Origin of the sequence: Streptococcus canis (genome assembly GCF_900636575.1) — a bacterium.
In the GTDB taxonomy this organism is placed as follows: Bacteria; Bacillota; Bacilli; order Lactobacillales; family Streptococcaceae; genus Streptococcus; species Streptococcus canis.
Genome location: NZ_LR134293.1, coordinates 721,161 through 739,276, shown reverse-complemented (window position 1 = coordinate 739,276; position 18,116 = coordinate 721,161). Strand labels below are relative to the sequence as shown.

The 18,116-nt window shown below is 41.0% G+C and carries 18 protein-coding genes and 1 pseudogene; 4 read left to right on the top strand and 15 right to left on the bottom strand.

Annotated features, from left to right (window positions below; all coding sequences use genetic code 11):
- Positions 1 to 62 precede the first annotated feature (62 nt).
- From EL097_RS03875 to EL097_RS03850, 6 genes are all read right to left on the bottom strand, one after another.
- Positions 63 to 173 carry a YSIRK-type signal peptide-containing protein gene (locus EL097_RS03875; RefSeq protein ID WP_003045599.1) on the bottom strand — a complete coding sequence of 37 codons (111 nt, stop codon included), beginning with the start codon at positions 171 to 173 and terminating at the stop codon, positions 63 to 65.
- Positions 174 to 447: 274 nt separating this feature from the next.
- On the bottom strand, positions 448 to 987 hold the full coding sequence (nusG, locus tag EL097_RS03870; protein ID WP_039994716.1) for a transcription termination/antitermination protein NusG: 540 nt from the start codon (positions 985 to 987) through the stop codon (positions 448 to 450).
- A 217-nt stretch (positions 988 to 1,204) separates the two neighbouring features.
- Complete coding sequence (secE, locus tag EL097_RS03865; protein WP_003045604.1) at positions 1,205 to 1,381, bottom strand: preprotein translocase subunit SecE; 177 nt, start codon at positions 1,379 to 1,381, stop codon at positions 1,205 to 1,207.
- 12 nt (positions 1,382 to 1,393) lie between these two features.
- A complete protein-coding gene (rpmG, locus tag EL097_RS03860; RefSeq protein ID WP_003045606.1) occupies positions 1,394 to 1,546 on the bottom strand; it encodes a 50S ribosomal protein L33 in 153 nt (50 codons plus the stop codon).
- A 48-nt stretch (positions 1,547 to 1,594) separates the two neighbouring features.
- A complete protein-coding gene (gene pbp2a / locus EL097_RS03855; RefSeq protein WP_003045608.1) occupies positions 1,595 to 3,910 on the bottom strand; it encodes a penicillin-binding protein PBP2A in 2,316 nt (771 codons plus the stop codon).
- A gap of 38 nt (positions 3,911 to 3,948) precedes the next feature.
- Positions 3,949 to 4,329: a RidA family protein gene (locus EL097_RS03850; RefSeq protein WP_003045610.1), complete on the bottom strand. Its 381-nt coding sequence runs from the start codon at positions 4,327 to 4,329 to the stop codon at positions 3,949 to 3,951.
- Between the two features lie 506 nt (positions 4,330 to 4,835).
- Here EL097_RS03850 and EL097_RS10855 point away from each other — a divergent pair.
- Complete coding sequence (locus tag EL097_RS10855; RefSeq protein WP_003045612.1) at positions 4,836 to 5,027, top strand: hypothetical protein; 192 nt, start codon at positions 4,836 to 4,838, stop codon at positions 5,025 to 5,027.
- Positions 5,011 to 5,916, top strand: coding sequence for an RluA family pseudouridine synthase (locus EL097_RS03840; protein WP_039994718.1), 906 nt, complete (start codon positions 5,011 to 5,013; stop codon positions 5,914 to 5,916). The genes EL097_RS10855 and EL097_RS03840 overlap by 17 nt, the downstream gene beginning before the upstream one ends.
- A gap of 97 nt (positions 5,917 to 6,013) precedes the next feature.
- Here EL097_RS03840 and EL097_RS03835 read toward each other — a convergent pair whose 3' ends face one another.
- Complete coding sequence (locus EL097_RS03835) at positions 6,014 to 7,648, bottom strand: zinc ribbon domain-containing protein (protein ID WP_003045616.1); 1,635 nt, start codon at positions 7,646 to 7,648, stop codon at positions 6,014 to 6,016.
- A gap of 269 nt (positions 7,649 to 7,917) precedes the next feature.
- On the opposite strand from EL097_RS03835, the gene EL097_RS03830 reads away from it, so the two are divergent.
- Both EL097_RS03830 and EL097_RS03825 read left to right on the top strand, forming a co-directional pair.
- On the top strand, positions 7,918 to 9,420 hold the full coding sequence (locus tag EL097_RS03830; RefSeq protein ID WP_003045618.1) for a C69 family dipeptidase: 1,503 nt from the start codon (positions 7,918 to 7,920) through the stop codon (positions 9,418 to 9,420).
- Positions 9,421 to 9,707: 287 nt separating this feature from the next.
- Complete coding sequence (locus EL097_RS03825; RefSeq protein ID WP_003045620.1) at positions 9,708 to 10,178, top strand: 8-oxo-dGTP diphosphatase; 471 nt, start codon at positions 9,708 to 9,710, stop codon at positions 10,176 to 10,178.
- A gap of 342 nt (positions 10,179 to 10,520) precedes the next feature.
- Here EL097_RS03825 and EL097_RS03820 read toward each other — a convergent pair whose 3' ends face one another.
- From EL097_RS03820 to EL097_RS03785, 8 genes and pseudogenes are all read right to left on the bottom strand, one after another.
- Positions 10,521 to 11,738, bottom strand: a complete 1,218-nt coding sequence (locus tag EL097_RS03820; protein ID WP_003045622.1) for an MFS transporter — start codon at positions 11,736 to 11,738, stop codon at positions 10,521 to 10,523.
- Positions 11,739 to 11,743: 5 nt separating this feature from the next.
- Entirely contained in the window at positions 11,744 to 12,259 is a 516-nt protein-coding gene (locus EL097_RS03815) for a lanthionine synthetase LanC family protein (protein WP_003045624.1), read from the bottom strand.
- Positions 12,225 to 12,320 (bottom strand): annotated as a pseudogene (locus EL097_RS10850) (Rgg/GadR/MutR family transcriptional regulator); the annotation flags it as partial. The gene EL097_RS03815 and the pseudogene EL097_RS10850, both read right to left, overlap by 35 nt.
- 255 nt (positions 12,321 to 12,575) lie before the next feature.
- Complete coding sequence (groL, locus tag EL097_RS03805; protein WP_003045626.1) at positions 12,576 to 14,201, bottom strand: chaperonin GroEL; 1,626 nt, start codon at positions 14,199 to 14,201, stop codon at positions 12,576 to 12,578.
- Positions 14,202 to 14,236: 35 nt separating this feature from the next.
- The gene (gene groES / locus EL097_RS03800) at positions 14,237 to 14,527 is read right to left on the bottom strand and encodes a co-chaperone GroES (protein ID WP_003045628.1); all 291 of its coding nucleotides are present in this window, start codon (positions 14,525 to 14,527) and stop codon (positions 14,237 to 14,239) included.
- A 177-nt stretch (positions 14,528 to 14,704) separates the two neighbouring features.
- Positions 14,705 to 17,149: an ATP-dependent Clp protease ATP-binding subunit gene (locus EL097_RS03795; protein ID WP_003045629.1), complete on the bottom strand. Its 2,445-nt coding sequence runs from the start codon at positions 17,147 to 17,149 to the stop codon at positions 14,705 to 14,707.
- Positions 17,149 to 17,610, bottom strand: coding sequence for a CtsR family transcriptional regulator (locus EL097_RS03790; RefSeq protein ID WP_003045631.1), 462 nt, complete (start codon positions 17,608 to 17,610; stop codon positions 17,149 to 17,151). Before EL097_RS03790 ends, EL097_RS03795 begins: the two co-directional genes overlap by 1 nt.
- A gap of 198 nt (positions 17,611 to 17,808) precedes the next feature.
- On the bottom strand, positions 17,809 to 18,012 hold the full coding sequence (locus tag EL097_RS03785; protein WP_003045634.1) for a cold-shock protein: 204 nt from the start codon (positions 18,010 to 18,012) through the stop codon (positions 17,809 to 17,811).
- Positions 18,013 to 18,116 lie beyond the last annotated feature (104 nt).

Genomic DNA, 18,116 nt, shown 5'->3' with positions numbered 1-18,116 from the left:
TCTGATACCAACTTATCATTAATAGATGACTCTAATCTGGAAATCTCAGTTAATGCTGCTTCTTATGCAGTTTTTGTTTGCGCTCTTGTCTTAACTTGTGCAGAAGCTGAGACAGCTGCTAAGCCAAATGCTGATTTTCTCAAGTGATACTTCATTTGTTTGGCTTTTTCCATTCCTACTCCCCTTTAAAATTGTGTAAAGAAAATGTTATTCTAAGTATCACCGTTGATAAACCTAATTTTAATTATAAATAAGCTGTAAGCTAAAACAAGACTAAATGATCATCTATTTAACCTTCATTTGTTTACAAGCACCTTCACAGAAGATGGACTGATTTATACACTTTTTAATTCCAAGAAATTAAAAAGTCGGACGATTAGATGACTATCGCCCAACTTTTTTCTTTTGAAAAATGATATAATTAAAATTTATTAGAAACTTTACTGTTTACAATTCTGCAAGTTGATAAAGTTCCACTTCGGCTACTGTTTCAGAGCCAAACATGTTCAACATGAGTTTAACTTTGTTGTTTTCAATTTCAACCACACGGCCCTCTTGTGCCATAAAGGCACCGTCAATGATTTGAACCACATCGCCTTCTTTGATATTGGTATCAAAGACATCAATGGTTTGGCCCATAGACAATAAGATGGCACGAATTTCTTCTTCAAGAAGTGGCGTTGGTTTAGAACGGTTTCCGTGTGAGCCCACGAATCCTGTAACGTTTGGCGTGTTACGCACAACAAACCAAGCTTCATCAGTCATGACCATTTCTACCAAAACATAACCTGGGAAGCGATTTTCTTCGATTTCTTTGATTTGACCATTTTTTTCCACGTTAACGGTTTGTGTTGGAATTTCCACACGCAAGATATTATCCAACATGTTATACGTTTGAGCACGTTGTAAAAGATTTTCCTTCACTTTGTTTTCGTAGCCTGAATAAGTTTGGAGGACGAACCACCCCTTGTCAAAAGAATCTAGCATGATATTTCCTTTCATTATAAAAAAGCCTCTCTTGGCTTTTGCGATGTTTTCTATTATTTTTATTATAATAGAAGAAAGGTTGGCTGTCAATGAGAGACCTTTCTTCTCGGCTATTTCAGGCATACTTATCGGAAACTTTTAGGCATTTAAAAAGGCTGGGATATTTTCCCAGCCTAGGCTTTTCCAAGCAAACTTATCACTTCTTCTAAAATGTAGCTTAGAAGAAATTGATCAATGATAATACGCCTTTTGACAACAAGTGGTCAAAGATATAGATAATCACCGTAAAGAAAGCTGTGTACTCAAGAACTGAGATAAAATCTTTCCAACGCTGCTTACGATCTGGCCATGTTGTGTCTTTTAAGACTTTAAAAATCCCACTAATGAATCCCATCAGGCTCTCCTCTTAACGTGTTTCTTTGTGTAAGGTATACTTTTTGCAATACTTGCAAAACTTGTTTACTTCTAGACGTGTTGGTTTTGGCGTGCTGCTTACTCCGATAGAGTAGTTGCGGCTGCCACAGTCGACACACGCTAGGCTTGCTTTTTTCTGTGCCATAACGCCTCCGTAGTCCTTATTTTAGCATAATTTTTAGAATTCCGCAAGCTATCTGAAATAGTCTACAATGCTGTTCCAGAGGGACTGAGCTTTGTCGCGCAAGCCCGATTGATCTACTGCGTCTGATAAGGATTTTGAGGCCTCCTCGGCTGATTTTCTCAAGCCGTCGATAATAGATTGGGAATCAATCCCCGTTTCACTACCTGTTTCATTTACCCCATAGACAGCTGCAATTCCATTTTGGGCGTAAGCATTATCCACATGAAACTGACTACCTTTGGTGTAAGGCAGGATATATGAAGCCTGAGTACTGAAAATAGCGGAAGCTGTTCCTGCGCTGGAATCCGTCAGGTAGTGATTTTCATCTGTCTGGTTAAACCCAACCCACTGGCTAATGACCACATCTGGGGTGTAGCCAATAACCCACTGGTCTCCTGCTAAATCTGGATTGAAGCTAGTTTCAGTAGTCCCTGTTTTTCCAGCCAAGGTATAACCATAGACATTGGCATTAACCGCTGTTCCATTTGAGAAGGTTCCTAGCATCATGCTGGTCATCTTGTCAGCAACTGACTGGCTAATCACGCGTTTAGCCTTGTCGGTGAAAGCTTTGACTACCTCACCTCTAGCATTTTCAATCCGAGTGATAAGATGAGCAGGGTGAATGACACCATTGTTGGCAAAGGCAGCGTAAGCCTGAGCCATTTCAAGTGGGTTGGTGGTTACACTACCACCGAGAGCCACTCCCAACTCTTTTTTGGCAGAGGTCATGTTCAGACCAAATTTTTTCCCGTAGGTAAAGGCTTTGTCAATTCCAATATCATTGAGTGTGGACACGGCTGGGATATTATAGGAATTAGCTAGTGCTTGATACATGGGCACATCTTCTGACTCGTAGTTGCCGTAATTATGAGGCTGGTAACCCTCAAAATCTTGAACCGTATTGGGCAGTTCTTTTTCAATAGACCAACCAGCAGCCACTGCGGGCGCATAAACCACAAGGGGTTTAATGGTTGAAGCCGGACTACGTTTGGCTTGGGTGGCATAATTAAAACTTCTGAAAGTTGGGTTTTCACTGCTATTTATGCGTCCAATGAGTCCTCTAACGGCACCTGTTTTAGGATCAAGGGCAACGCTGGCTGCTTGGGCAGAACTGCCATCATAGGCAGAGACCGGAAATAAATTGTCATTGTTAAAAGTGGTCTGCATTCCTGTTTGGTAGTTCTGATCCAGCTCAGTATAAATCTTGTAACCATTATTAACAATATCTTTTTCAGAAATGCTATAGGTTGAGATGGCTTCGTTAATCACAGCGTCAAAATAAGACGGGTACTGGTAATCATCTGATTTACCAACATAGGTATCTGCTAAGCGATTCCCCATACCGACAGTTTTGGCTTCATTAGCTTGTGCTTGACTGATTTTACCTGCGTCAACCATAGCTCCTAGAACAGTGTCCCTGCGATGGGTCGCGTTTTCGAGAGAATAATAAGGGTTGTAAATTTCAGGTCCCTTGAGCATACCAGCTAAGGTGGCAGCCTCGTCCAAGGTCAAATTAGAAGCTGTGGTTCCGAAATACTTTTGACTAGCATCTTCGACACCCCAGACGCCATTTCCAAAATAGGAATTGTTGAGATACATGGTAAGAATATCTTTTTTGCTGTATTTTTTGGTTAATTCCAAGGCTAGAAAAAATTCTCTCGCCTTGCGCTTAATGGTCTGATCTTGTGACAAGTAGGCATTTTTAGCCAACTGCTGGGTAATAGTTGAGCCACCTCCAAATCGACCTGCAGTAACAACCGCCAGCAAGAATCGTTTAAGATTAATCCCGTTATTGCTATAAAAGGTCCTGTCCTCCGTGGCGATAACCGCATTTTCGAGGTCATCTGAGATGGCGTCTAATTCCACATATCTTCCTTTTTGCCCAGATAGACTACCCGCGTACTCCCCCTTATGGTCGTAAATCACCGTCGTAGCCTTTAAGGCATCTTGCAGGTCAGATACTTTAGCTGTTTTTGAGAGGTAAAAAAGGTAAGAACCTAAAGCCAAGACCAATGTCCCAATGACAATGATTAAGATTTTACCAATGTGATAACGGCGCCAGAAACGGCGAATAGGATTTTGCGGTGAGGGCAAAATAGTCTCCAGTTTTTGCAACCAGACCGGCTGTTTCTTTTTATTAGTCTCATAAGACTTGCTGCGTTGGAAAGCAGCACCCTGACTAGTGGCTGAATCATGATTCACTTGCCTATCTTGAGACTGATCCGTGTTTTGGTCAACTAGCTGTGCTTGTTTTTCTTTTAAGGCTTGTTTTTCCTGATATTTTCTAGGAAAAAATTTCTTTTGTAAAAGTTCTAGAAATGTCATAGAGTTATTATACCACTAAGACCTTAAAGTATGCTTGATTAAGTGATAGGAATATGCTTGGAATAAGCCACACCATCTACTTGGAACAGCAAGCCTTCTGGTCCACCATGATGAGCAAATTCAGTTTGGATAGATTTGCGAGCTGGGTATTTGCCATTAAAGCGCTCTTTCATAATCTTTTCCATGACAGGCACATTCCAAACGTCTCGAAACAGACAATCCATCTGAACGACAGCTTCTAAGGATAAGCCAACTAAGCCCAAACGACGTTCCATCTCATCAAAAGCGCCATTGATTTGACTTTCAATATCTTGACCAACATTGCCAACACAGTAATTTAAAAAGTAAAAGTCTCCTGCTTCTACAAGACCCGTATGAGCCCATTCTTCATTAACGTCATAACGTCTAATTGTTTTCATTTATCTTCCCCTATTGATGTTTAATCTTTTATCATATTATAGCAATTTCTCTTAAAATCTTATATTAAAAACCAGTAATATTGGTCATTGAACCTAAGAAATACCAGTTTTGAAACAGTCAGAACCAGCATCTTTCCTTGGTTATTGTTAAGATATTACCCGGGAGATTTACCGACCTGTCTTTCAGAGATCTTGAAGCCTTCTTTCGTGAAAACATCAGGGTCTCTTTCTTTTATCAGCCAGTCAACGGTTCCACTTTTTGGCAGAATGACACTTGTTTAGCAAATGCTTTTTGACCTTGGTCACTATCTTAAAATGAAAGATTCTCTTGGTCATCATAATAAAACATCTTTCTCCTGTCATTTCATACAAGCGTCCTCTTGAAAAATTCTTGCTTCTTCTTTTGCCAAATGTCAAGTTTTGCTCAGAAACATGCTATAATAGCACTATATTCTTGCCTTAGTTAGGCAACTGTGACACTAAACATAGAAAGATAGGACACACAAATGAATAAATTCCAAGCCTTTAAAGAAACCTTATCAGCTGAGAGCTTAAAAGCCATTTACGATGAAACACGTCTTGAAGTAGCCAATGACGAACGCGAAGGAACGGAAGCTTTCTCTGCTGCCCTTGCTACTCAAATGGCGATTAATCTTGTTGAAAAATACCATGACTGGCTCAATGAAGACCGTAAGTAATTCCACTAAGGGTTTTGCCGTTAGTCTCCAAAATCCCTACGAAGAACTAACTGTCAAGGAACTGCTCGAAGATAAATTATTAATTCCTCGCAAAATTAGGCACTTTCTGCGAACCAAGAAACACATTCTTATCAATGGCAACCCCATTACCTGGCAGCATTTAGTGAAAAAAGGGGATCAGATTGACCTTTTCTTTGATCAGGAAGATTATCCCGACAAGTCTATTTTGATGGGGCAAGCCCAACAGGTGGATTGCCTTTACGAAGACGAGCACATGATTATCGTCAACAAGCCTGAAGGCATGAAAACTCACGGCAATGAACCTACCGAACTAGCCCTACTCAACCACGTTTCTGCCTATACAGGGCAGACCTGTTATGTGGTTCATCGTTTGGATATGGAAACCAGTGGGGCCATTGTCTTTGCCAAAAACCCTTTTATTCTCCCCATTCTGAATCGTCTTTTGGAAAAGCGAGAGATTAAGCGAGACTATTGGGCACTGGTTCATGGAACTCTGACCAGCAACAAAGTGATCTATAGCGAACCGATTGGTCGCCATCGCCATGATCGCAGAAAACGCGTGGTCGATGTCAAGCGTGGGCAACAAGCTATCACAGAGGTTACTGTCCTCAAATCCTTTAAGCGTGGAATGAGCTTGGTTAACTGCCGATTGCAAACGGGACGAACGCATCAAATTCGCGTTCATTTAGCCTATCACGGCCACGCCTTATGTGGTGACCCTTTGTATGGGACTGGCAAGCAAGACTGTCCTCGTCTCATGCTTCATGCCCACCAATTACAGTTGACACACCCTTTAACACAGGAAAAGATTTGTGTTCAGGCGACGTCTCCCACCTTTGAAAAAGAATTGCAATCGAGTAGAGGCTAAGAGATAATCCCTTAGCCTTTTTAGGTGTTAGCCAACCCCTTTGAATTGGAATGATAAAGTCATCTATTTAGAATCTACTGATGGGGTAGGAGATCAGTTATTGTTTCTTCAAAGTGATTCCTGCTAATGGTTTGCTATAATCAAAGTCGCTGTTGGCACCCGCTTGCCAAACAAGAGGTGTCGCAATATTACCTGATACCTTAAAACCATAGGCATATTTGACATTAACACCACCCAAACCTGTTCCTGGAGTCAGAGCCCCTAGATTACTACTTGGGTCTGCTGTATAGAGGTAAAGCCCATCTCCTTTGTCCTCAACCTTGGTAATTTTAGCGGTCTTGGTTTCGCTACGATGACCATTTTTAATAACTACTTTAGTGGTCACGCTACCGTCTTCTGCTAGGGTCATCTCAACAGACAAGTCATTTGTCTGTCCTACCCAGGTGCCTAAAAAGTTTTCAGGGAAAACAGAAGGCACTTTGACCTGGTTCTGTTCGCTAGCAACGGTAATATTTTTAGTTCCCGTTTGGCTAATCAGATAATGGTCTCCGACTTTTTTCAAGGTCATTTTTCCGATCAATTCTTGACTAATATGCCCTGAGGTTTGCTTGGCTGGGTCTGTTGATTGATCATACATGAACTCATAGGTAGCAGTAAAATCCAGTAGGTAGGATTCCTTACCAACTTGAGTCATTTTCGTCAGAAGAATGGAAGGAATATTAAGGCTGCTAGCTTTGCGAACGTCTGTCTGGAATTTAGCCTGAATGGATTCTTTCAAGCCCCTATAAAATGCATTGCTGGCACCTGCTTCAAAGACACTTCCTAGATTCGCGGCATCTTGACCAGTCCTAAGATAGTGTATCAGTTGGTCAAAGGCCGATACTAATAGCTGCCCTGCTTTTTCTTCTCCTAACAGATGATCAATGGTAATCTCCAAGTTATCACCGTCTGTCACGTCCGCTAGAGCATATTTTCTTGATTTAAGGTCGCCATCTGGAAAAGTTTTCTTAATGTAGGCTTTGGCACTATCTGTGACAGGATAATCTTCAACTTGGAAGTGGCCTTCTTTTAAGGTGCCAACACGGTTATCCTCAAAATAAAGGTCCCCTTCTTTGACATTGCTGGTCACCATAAATGTTTTGAAGGTCACACTCAAATCAAGCACGCGGTTTTCGCCGTCATAGGCTTTGTTAACCTTAATCTTGCGGCCATTATGAGTTCCATTGATGCTGGCAGTGTAATCTGCCATGGGCAGGCGGTCTAGTTTGACGGAAAAGTCTTCTGAATCAGAAACAGCCACCTTTTTATGATTTAAGAGAAGGTCCATTTGAGGCACATTGGTTTTTAGGGTTAAATCCATGGGTTTGATGGCGATACGGTAATCTGGAAATATCAAAAAGCGACGGCCAACAGATTTTACCTGAATCGCACTGTCTGGGCCTGCTTCTTTGAGTTCCTTCGCCTTTTGAGCTAGCTCTCTTTGGCTATATCGCCTGAAATCAGTAAATTTGGCTTCATCATTAGTGATTTGTTCCTTGGTATCAGTCCAAACCAAGTATTCCTTGATGTTTTCAAAAACACGGCCAGAAGGAACTGATCGCGCTTTCAGATAGGTGTTAATCCGGTTTGCTTTAGAATAATGAAAGGCTCCAAAAATCAGAAGCAAGAGACAGCAACTCCCAACAACAAGGACTATTTTGTTAAATGTCTGGTTATGAAATAACTTGGTCATAGACAGGCTCAACTTTCTGTGATTTTTTCCATTATACCATAAATGACAGGTGTTTTTTGGGGAAAATTACGTGTCATTCCTGCGTCAACCTGACCCTGCACCATGTCGTAGAGGATGAAAACACGGAGAAATTAGTGAGAAGACTAAAACAAATTCTCACAATATTTAGATAACTAACAATTTCAAAACGCTTGAGAAAAAACTTGAATTTTAAAAGGAGCAGTTTTATAATATTGGCGAAAGCGTTATCATTTTTAAGGAGGTTTCGCATGACAAAGAAAAAAATGGCTCTCGGGCTTTTGACTGTCCTAACAGCATTTTCGTTCCAAAATGTTAGTTACGCTTGCACAGGTTTTATCATTGGTAAAGAGTTAACAACAGATGGTTCCACGATCTATGGACGCACAGAAGACCTTGAACCCAACCATAATAAGAATTTTGTGGTTCGACCAGCTAAGGATAATAAGCCTGGAGAAATGTGGAAAGACCAAGCCAACGGGTTTGAGTATCCTCTACCTGAGCATTCTTACCGCTACACAGCCGTTCCTGATGTAACCCCTAAAGAGGGGGTCTATGACGAAGCAGGCTTTAATGAATACGGGGTCTCCATGTCCGCAACGGTGTCAGCTTCAGCTAATGATGCTATTCAGAAAATCGATCCTTACGTTAAAAATGGTTTAGCAGAATCGTCTATGGCCAGTGTCATTTTACCAAGCGTCAAAACAGCCCGTGAAGGCATCGAATTGATTGCTAAAATGGTCACTGAAAAAGGTTCTGCCGAAGGAAACATCGTTACCTTGGCTGACAAAGACGGCATCTGGTACATGGAAATCCTCTCTGGGCACCAATACGTTGCTATCAAATTCCCAGATGATAAATTTGCCGTTTTCCCAAATACCTTCTATCTCGGACATGTTGATTTCAACGATAAGGAAAATACCATTGCCTCAGCCGATGTGGAAAAGGTCGCTAAAAAAGCCAAATCTTATACCGAAGTTGATGGTAAATTTCATATTGCCCAATCCTACAATCCACCGCTAAGCGATGCTAACCGCTCTCGCTCTTTCTCAGGGATTAAATCACTTGACCCTGATTCAAAAGTAACCTATAAAGACAGCAATTATGAGTTGCTCCAAAGCACTGATAAGACCTTTAGTCTAAAAGACGCTATGAAGCTACAACGTAACCGTTTTGAAGGGCTTAATCTTAAACCACTTGACCAAATGGCATTAGACGGTAAAGGGAAACCAAAATCTAAGGATGCTGTTAAGGGCTATGCCTATCCGATTTCCAACCCAAATGTCATGGAAGCTCATATTTTCCAACTGAAAAAAGATATTCCTGCTGAATTGGGTGGCGGCGTCATGTGGCTATCTGTTGGCAGTCCTCGTAATGCCCCTTATCTGCCATACCTTGGCAACATCAGCAAGACCTACAAGGCTTATCAAGAAAAGAGTACCAAATACAATGACAAATCTTGGTATTGGACGGTTTCCCACATTAATGAGCTTGTGGCTGCCCATCCAAAACAATTTGGAACTAAAGTTATTGATGAGATGAAAGACTTGGAAAAAAACTGGATAGCTGAACAAGACCAAACCAATAAGGAACTTAGCCAACTCGTTCAAACGGATCCTGCGGCTGCTCAAGAAAAAGCTGACACCGTTTCCTTGGCTCGAGCAGAAAAAACCTTCAAACGCTTAAAAGCTATTGAAGCTAAGTTGGTTAAAGAAAGTGGCGAGAAAGCCTCATCAAAAAACACTAAATCCTAACGAAAACGTTAAAAAATGACTCTCTATGCTGTCTTACTTTTCCTATCCTAGGAGAAAAAGACAGCTTTTTAAAATGGCAAAAAAAAGCTAACCAGCTTTTCTGACGAAAAACTGGCTAACTTAGGAAGGGGTTATGAAAAGAATTAGCTATCCATTGGTAACTAACCATTATTCAGGATAGTTATAGTATAACCATTCTTTCTTAAATAAACCTTAAGCCAAAAAATGACAATAAACCTCTTTCACCCCTTTTTTTCTTATGCTATACTAAAAAAGAGGTAAATCTGATGATAGAAATGATTAAAAACTGGGTCAATATTTGTGTCAAACATAACAATATGATTTTATTACTGTATAGGCAACACGATAACTTCCCAGGATGGATTCAGCCAGGAGGTAAAGTCGAGCCCTGCGAATCTTTCTTTGAGGCAGCGCTTAGGGAACTCAAAGAGGAAACGGGCTTGACTGCCCTCAACCTACAATTAAAGGGCATTTCAGGCTTTATCAATCCCAATAAGCCAGAGCGTTATGTTTATTACGATTTTCTTTGTGAATCCTTTGAAGGAGAGCTGCTGACAGAGTCGCGTGAGGGACTCCCAAAATGGCATGCCATAGCAGACTTGGACAAGCTGGACATGCAAAAAGATATCCGTGAGCGTCTGCCTCTTTATTGGCGAAAGGGCTCTTTTGAGCGCATTCACTACTGGTCGGAAAGCCAGAAAAAGGTGGTCAAAACCGTAACACACCTTTATGACTAAACCTTCTTACGCATCATAAAAACAGCCTTATTGGGCTATTTCAATTTGAAGAAAAAGTCACTTTTTACTACTTTCCTTAGGTGCTGTCGGACGGTAGCGACTTCTTAGAAGAATTCCATACCTAACTATCGAGCCTAAGGTCTCGCCAGTTCCGAGTGTTTAAAATCTTGCTATTAAAGGGATTTTAGACACTTTCAGCACAGCGAAAGTAGCCTTAATAAGCTCGCTATCGCTCGCAGAAATAGGATATTTAGTAAATCCCTTGCAACGTTTCTCATCCTATTGGTACAGGGATATGGGATTTGTCTTCAGTCTGAAACAGCCTTATTGGGCTGTTTTTTCCTATTCGAAAGACTTGATCCTCACTAACAAAATACTTGAAAAAGCTAAGACTGCCACCGCTAGATAAGCAGCTAATGTAGTATGTTGTGTGGCTATAAATACCATCAGCATAGATAGTACACCTGCTATACATGTTAAGAGAAAACCTAAGGCAGACTCAATCGCTCCCATTTTGTCTTTTGGAATATGCTTAAAGAACAATTCTTGAAGTCTAGGATTAATGACTCCCATGAAGAAAACATTTCCAAAAGCTCCAAGCAGAATCACAGCAAATTGAGAGAAGAAAATCCCTACAACCATCACAAAACCCATCATTTGAGCTAATAACATAGCATTTCGCGTCGATAAGCTCTTTCTTAAGATTGTCGTGCTGATATTTCCCAAAAGCATGCCGACAAAAATAGCAATGGATAATAAGCCTAAAGAAAAGCCAACCGATAAGCCCAAAAAAGGATGCTTAATCAGCAATAAGCTCGATAAAGGAACAATCATTCCCAAAATGCTTTGTCCAATAGCTAAGATAACAAATAACTTGAATATTGTTGAAAAGCCAAATAAGATTCGTAAGGACTGCCACATATGGCTGATATAATTTTTCAAATTAAAGTCTGTTGTTTCTGGCAATTCTTTTTCGTAACCCTTCAAATCCTTGCGAATATAACATAATCCCAAAAAAGTAAAGAGGAAGGTCAAGGCGTTGATCATAGCAAACCACTGCAAACTGATAAAGCCTAAGGCTAACCCTCCACAAAGATTTGCGAAAACTTGCACAATACTTACTAGTGCTTGATTAAAACCCATAGCCTCAGCAACATCATCACCCAGTAATTTGATAAAGATAGGGGTTAGCATGGAGCCCGAAAATCGACCCAGTATATCTGATACAAGATTGATAAGACAAATCAAGGCAACACTGACAATGGTCAATCCACTTCCTGATAAGACTGCTACAAAACTGTAGAGCAAAAACTTGGCAAAACCCATAATCAGCATTTTGTTGATTCTATTTTTTTGAAAATCCGCAAAGCTCCCTGTAAATAACTGCAATAACTGTGGTAATTGCTCTGAAGCAGTAATCAAAAAAACCGCCAGTGGCGCAAAAGCATAAGCCGATACAGCCTGCATAATGGCCAGATAAAACATGGTATCGCCCAATAGCGAAATAGCCTGATTCAGCGATAGCTGTCTAAAGTCCCTATTTTTTAAAAAGACATTCATCTTCGTTACTCCGTATCTAAATGAAATAAGAATTTCTCTTTTAACATTGTCCAGTAAATGCCAAGCGTTCCTGTACCAAAGTCAACAACTGATTGACTAGGTTCCTCACTTTGAAAGACTAAGCAATCATTTGAATCTCGATAAGATCGTGTGATTAAAATCGCCACAATTTTTTCATATAGCTCATCGTTTTCTGTGGATATAACCGTTTGTAACAAACTGGCTAATCCATGGCAATAACTAGTCCCCATGTGGAGATGTTGCTTGAATAATTCATTTTGAGATTGAACTATTAATAACTGATACTTTTTCTGATTAACTAAACACAAATACAAAAGTAAGCCCGAAAAACCTTCACACCATGAATAGTCTAACAATTTAAGGCTATCAAAACCCACCTCTAGTTGATTTCTTATTTTATCTGAAATAAAATCTGAAAAACTTTCTATCGATTCGTCATAAATAACATCCTCATAAAGTTGTGAATAAGAGTTTAGCACATATGCCAGCCTTTGCGACATCTTTTAATCGTAATCCCCTTGATTCTCTAAAGGTTTTAAAAATCTCTCCAAAATTTTTCATTATGTCCCTCCAACACCCATATATGGGAATAACTTTTCATTGACTCCATGATAGCACATTACAAAGAAAAACAACATGCTTTCCAATACATTAAAAGCCTGTAAGCAAAAAACTCTCATTTAAAAAGTTTGGCATTTTATGTCACAACTAAAAAGAACAAAGAGTGGAAATCATGAGTCGAAATCCAAGCTTTGTTCCTTTTTAGAGTAAGAAGTCAAAAACCTCTTTTTAATAAGCATCAATGCTATAGAGAAACTAGAAACCACCCATCATGCCTGGATCCATTCCTGCTGGCATTGCTGGCGCAGCTGGTTCTGGTTTGTTAGCAACAACTGCTTCAGTTGTTAAGATAAGGCTAGCCACAGAAGCAGCATTTTGAAGGGCTGAACGCGTTACTTTAACAGGGTCAATGATACCAGTAGCAATCATGTCTACCCACTCACCTGTTGCGGCATTGAAACCTGTTCCAGCAGGGCTATGTTTCAATTTATCGATAACCACAGACCCTTCATAACCAGCGTTGAAAGCAATTTGACGTACCGGTTCTTCTAAGGCACGAAGTACGATATTACGACCAGTAGCATCATCGCCATCAAGATCAAGGGCTGCTACTTTTTCAATAACTGTAATAAGCGCTGTCCCACCACCAGCAACGATACCTTCTTCAACAGCCGCACGTGTAGCATTCAAGGCATCTTCGATACGAAGTTTCATTTCTTTAAGGGCTGTTTCTGTTGCGGCACCTACCTTGATGACAGCCACACCACCAGCTAATTTAGCCAAGCGTTCTTGTAATTTTTCACGATCAAAGTCAGATGTTGTGGTTTCCAGTTGTGACTTAATCAACCCAACACGGTTGGCAATCGCCTCAGAACTGCCTGCTCCCTCCACAATGACAGTGCTGTCTTTGTCAATGGTCACTTTAGCGGCTTGACCAAGAGCTGACATCGTAGCATCTTTCAATTCAAGACCAAGATCTTCTGTAATGACTGTACCACCTGTCAAAATAGCAATGTCCTCAAGCATGGCCTTACGACGGTCACCAAAGCCTGGAGCTTTGACAGCAACCACATTAAACGTACCACGAATTTTATTCAAAACAAGGGTTGGAAGGGCTTCGCCGTCAACGTCATCTGCAATAATCAACAATGGACGGCTGGTTTTGAGAACTTCCTCAAGCAATGGGAGAATGTCTTGAATGTTTGACACTTTTTTATCAGTAATCAGAATAAATGGGTTTTCAAGGTCTGCAACCATTTTTTCATTGTCTGTAACCATGTATTGAGACAGGTAACCACGGTCAAACTGCATGCCTTCTACCACTTCAAGCTCTGTTTCCATTCCACGTGATTCTTCGATAGTAATCACACCATCGTTACCCACACGTTCCATTGCTTCTGAGATGTATTCCCCAACTTTTTCAGAACGAGATGACACAGCAGCAACCTGAGCAATAGCTTCTTTACCAGAGACGGGCTGAGCAATAGCTTTCAAGGCTTCAACAGCTGTTGCTGTTGCTGTTTCAATCCCACGACGGATACCAATTGGGTTAGCACCAGCAGTCACATTTTTAAGCCCTTCACGGACGATAGCCTGTGTCAAGACTGTTGCAGTAGTAGTACCGTCACCTGCAATATCATTGGTTTTAGAAGCTACTTCAGAGACCAACTTAGCTCCCATATTCTCAAAGTGATCTTCTAACTCGATTTCTTTAGCAATGGTAACCCCATCATTGGTAATTAAAGGGGAACCAAAGGCTTTTTCAAGCACGACGTTACGACCTTTAGGACCAAGCGTTACCTTTACCGTATCCGCTAAAATATCAACCCCACGCACCATTGCAGCACGCGCATCTGCTGAAAATTTAATATCTTTTGACATATTCAATCCTTCTTTCTATACAGAGATTTATCGTCTTATTCTGCGACAATAGCGATGATGTCAGCTTCACGAATGATGGATACTTTTTCGCCATCAACAGTTACTTCCAAATCATGCCCGTTTTCAACCAAAACTTCCTGACCAACTGCTACTGATGGAAGAACAGCGTCACCTGTGATGGTGCGAATGCCATTTTCACTGACAGCTAGAACTGTCGCTTTTCGTGTTGACTCTTTATGAGTACCTGCAAGGACAAAACCACCGACAGTCTGTTCTTTGTCTTCGTCAAATCTTACGACCACACGGTCACCTAATGGTTTTAACATGTATATTTCCTCCAATAAAAGAATCTTTAATCATTTAGCACTCTTAATATATGAGTGCTAACTTCCTCCTCTATTTTATCACTTGGTCAAAAATAGTCAAGAAAAAAGAGTCCGTTTTCATAAGAACAGACTCTTTATTGTGAATCGTAAGCTGTCAACTAGGTGAAGCAGGGAAATTTACCCAACGTTAAAGCTGAGTTTGCCATGGGAAAGCCCAATTTTCAGGGTGTGACCACTTGCCAAGTCACCAGCAAGAATCAATTCGGATAGTTTGTCTTCTACCTGCGTTTGCAAAGTACGGCGCAATGGACGAGCACCCATTTCCACATCATAGCCTTCCTCTGAAAGGTACTTGAGAGCCATTGGCTGGAATTTGAGGGTAATGCCTTTTTCTGCTAAACTAGCAATCAATGGCTGCACCATAATCTTAACCACTTCCCTCATATTCTCTTGGGTAAGGCTATGGAAGACAACCTTTTCATCAATTCGGTTGATAAATTCTGGTCGATAAGCTTTTTTCAATTCTTCCAAAATCCGTTTTTCCATGGCTTGGTGGTCATGGCTGACCCCTTTTACCCCAAAGCCAACTGTTTTATCATCCCGCAGAGCTGTTGCCCCTAGATTACTAGTCATGATAATAATGGTGTTTGAGAAGTCCACCTTACGCCCACGGCTATCTGTCAACATACCGTCATCAAGCACTTGTAAGAGCACGTTGAAAATGTCAGGGTGGGCTTTTTCCACCTCGTCAAAGAGGAGGACAGAATAAGGCTTATTTCTGACCTTCTCTGTTAATTCACCGCCTTCATCGTAACCAACATAGCCTGGAGGCGCTCCATTAAGGCGAGATGCCGCAAATTTTTCCATATACTCTGACATGTCAAAGCGGATAAGGGCTGACGCGTCATCAAAGAGGACTTCTGCCAAAGCTTTAGCCAATTCAGTCTTCCCAACACCAGTAGGTCCAAGGAACATGAAAGAACCAATTGGACGTTTACCAGTGCGAATACCCGATTGATTACGACGGATTGCTCTAGAAATGGCTGAAACAGCGTCTTCTTGTCCAATCACGCGCTTGTGCAACTCTTTTTCAAGATTGAGGTATTTTTTGCTATCAGCCTGACTGAGTTTTTCCAATGGAATCCCTGATAATTTGCTCAGGGTTGCCATAATATCGTCTTCTGTTACTGGCCTTGGCCTTCTCGTCTGCCCCTTAGCTTCTTTGGCCAAAAGACGTGAAACCTTTTTTATATCACCGTCAAGAAGTGCCTGATCTATTGGTGTGATGATTTCCGAACTTGATTTTTTAACCATGCTTTGGACTGTAGCGCTAGCTTCGTCCAACAAATCGATGGCTGAATCTGGAAGATTTTTACTAGTTAGGTAGCGATGCGCCATTTTAACAGCTGTATGCACTGCCTGATCAGAAATTGACACATTATGGTAGGTTTCATAGGAAGTCTTCAAACCTAGTAAAATCTGATAGGCGTCTTCTAGGTTAGGCTCTTCAATTAAAATTTTGGCAAAGCGGCGAGAAAGAGCGGCGTCCTTTTCAATATGTTTTTGGTACTCTTCCTGCGTTGTTGCTCCGACCATGTGAAGGGTGCCACGAGATAGGGCTGGTTTCAAAATATTAGCAGCATCAAGTGTGCTATCAATACCGCTTCCTGACCCCATAATGGTATGCAATTCATCCACAAAGAGGATAATCTTGCCATCTGCTTCAATGTCATCAATAATCTGGTTCATGCGTTCTTCAAAATCACCACGAAAACGTGTCCCCGCAACGACGCTCATCATGTCCAATTCGAGGACGCGCATGTCTTGCAGTTCATAAGGAATGGCTCCATTCACAATACGTTGGGCAAGACCATAGGCAAGGGCAGTTTTACCAACCCCTGCATCTCCAACAAGAACAGGATTGTTTTTGGTTTTACGACTGAGCACTTGAATCATGCGAGATACTTCGGCATCACGACCAATGACAGGCTCTAGCAGACCTTGTTTTGCCATCTCGGTCAAATCTCTGGTGAAGTCAGCCAAATCACCCGTCGTGCTTGGTGGTTTCATCATATCTGAGAAGGTTCCTTGAACCTTCGTTTTCTTTGGTTTGCGTAACTCATGGATAGTCTTAATGGTTTCTTTGCTATAACCTGCGTGAATCTCAATGGCCTTTCGCAAATCAGCTAAGCGAGGTTCCCCATTTCCTTTATCTTTGATGCGATACCCAGCCATTTCCAAGAGACGACTTGCCATAATATCAGGATTGAGTAGCATGGCAAAGAGCACATGTTCAGAGCCGACTTCTGGGTCTTTAGTGATTTGACTAATAGCCTGCGCAAACTGTAACACATTCGTCAAGGTCTTGGATTGAGGCTTGAAATCCACGTGTGACACCTGACCTTTAGGATTTTTTCCTATAGCTAAAATAGCGGCAGCTTCGTATTCTTCCACTGCAACTTTAGCATCAAATTCACTTAGCACTAGACCTGCTAAGGACTGGTCAACTCTAGCCATGGCTAACAAGATATGCCAAGTTTCTAGGTAGTGGCTGTCAAAGCGGGCTGCTTGAAACTGTGCCTGCCTAAAGATTTCTTGCATCTTCAATGAATACATGATCATTAATTGCTTCCCTTTCTATCGATTCGCTGCAATAAACGGTAGAGCATCCGCGCACGAATAGTTGGTCCATCCGGCCCTAAGACTTCATCAGATGCCATGGCCAAAACAATGTTTCCTTCACGTTCTGTGACTAAATGTTCATCAAAGAGGAGTTGCATCGAATCAGTAAAGACCTGTTCGCTCAGGCGTTCATCAATAGAGGCCATTAAATTGCCAATCAGATGATGTTTGTCTGAAAAATGAACCTTGGCAATACGAATATAACCACCACCGCCACGCTTGCTTTCAACCTCGTAACCCCGACTTTCTGTAAAACGGGTTTTAATCACATAGTTAATCTGGCTTGGAACAACCTGAAAGGAATCTGCTAGCATAGAACGCTTAATCTCTGCAATTCCCGATTGGGCTAATAATTCTTTGATATATTCTTCAATACTATCTGAAGTATTTTTTGTCGGCATGCTATCACTCCTTTGCTTATGAACCGTTTACACTAGATAAAGGCACCAGATCGGTCTGTTTTGACTAAAACTGACTATTATTATAACAAATAGAAGACCTTAAAAGCAACTCTTTGTCATTGGAGACAATCATCAACTGAAAACAAAAAAAGCAGCCGTTGTTCCCAACACCTGCTTTTCTCTTATCATTTAACCTGATTAAGCTAATTTAGTGATATTGACTGCCTGAGGGCCACGTTGACCTTCTTCGACATCAAATTCCACTTTTTGTCCTTCTTCTAATGTTTTAAAACCATTAGTTTGGATTGCTGAAAAATGTGCGAAGACATCTTGACCGTTCTCAGTTGAAATAAAACCGAAACCTTTTTCAGCGTTAAACCACTTAACTGTACCTTGTGTCATATGCATCCACTTCCTTTCTATAAAGCATTTGTAAAAATAGAGAGAAATAAAGATGTTGAAACACAAATACTAACTCAAAAACTAATTTACTTGCCAAGTGTAAC

Coding starts and splice junctions, on each gene's coding strand:
- EL097_RS03875 (WP_003045599.1), bottom strand. CDS start 173: ATGGAAAAAGCCAAACAAATGAAGTATCACTTGAGAAAATCAGCATTT.
- nusG (WP_039994716.1), bottom strand. CDS start 987: ATGCTAGATTCTTTTGACAAGGGGTGGTTCGTCCTCCAAACTTATTCA.
- secE (WP_003045604.1), bottom strand. CDS start 1,381: ATGGGATTCATTAGTGGGATTTTTAAAGTCTTAAAAGACACAACATGG.
- rpmG (WP_003045606.1), bottom strand. CDS start 1,546: ATGGCACAGAAAAAAGCAAGCCTAGCGTGTGTCGACTGTGGCAGCCGC.
- pbp2a (WP_003045608.1), bottom strand. CDS start 3,910: ATGACATTTCTAGAACTTTTACAAAAGAAATTTTTTCCTAGAAAATAT.
- EL097_RS03850 (WP_003045610.1), bottom strand. CDS start 4,329: ATGAAAACAATTAGACGTTATGACGTTAATGAAGAATGGGCTCATACG.
- EL097_RS10855 (WP_003045612.1), top strand. CDS start 4,836: ATGAATAAATTCCAAGCCTTTAAAGAAACCTTATCAGCTGAGAGCTTA.
- EL097_RS03840 (WP_039994718.1), top strand. CDS start 5,011: ATGAAGACCGTAAGTAATTCCACTAAGGGTTTTGCCGTTAGTCTCCAA.
- EL097_RS03835 (WP_003045616.1), bottom strand. CDS start 7,648: ATGACCAAGTTATTTCATAACCAGACATTTAACAAAATAGTCCTTGTT.
- EL097_RS03830 (WP_003045618.1), top strand. CDS start 7,918: ATGACAAAGAAAAAAATGGCTCTCGGGCTTTTGACTGTCCTAACAGCA.
- EL097_RS03825 (WP_003045620.1), top strand. CDS start 9,708: ATGATAGAAATGATTAAAAACTGGGTCAATATTTGTGTCAAACATAAC.
- EL097_RS03820 (WP_003045622.1), bottom strand. CDS start 11,738: ATGAATGTCTTTTTAAAAAATAGGGACTTTAGACAGCTATCGCTGAAT.
- EL097_RS03815 (WP_003045624.1), bottom strand. CDS start 12,259: ATGTCGCAAAGGCTGGCATATGTGCTAAACTCTTATTCACAACTTTAT.
- groL (WP_003045626.1), bottom strand. CDS start 14,201: ATGTCAAAAGATATTAAATTTTCAGCAGATGCGCGTGCTGCAATGGTG.
- groES (WP_003045628.1), bottom strand. CDS start 14,527: ATGTTAAAACCATTAGGTGACCGTGTGGTCGTAAGATTTGACGAAGAC.
- EL097_RS03795 (WP_003045629.1), bottom strand. CDS start 17,149: ATGATCATGTATTCATTGAAGATGCAAGAAATCTTTAGGCAGGCACAG.
- EL097_RS03790 (WP_003045631.1), bottom strand. CDS start 17,610: ATGCCGACAAAAAATACTTCAGATAGTATTGAAGAATATATCAAAGAA.
- EL097_RS03785 (WP_003045634.1), bottom strand. CDS start 18,012: ATGACACAAGGTACAGTTAAGTGGTTTAACGCTGAAAAAGGTTTCGGT.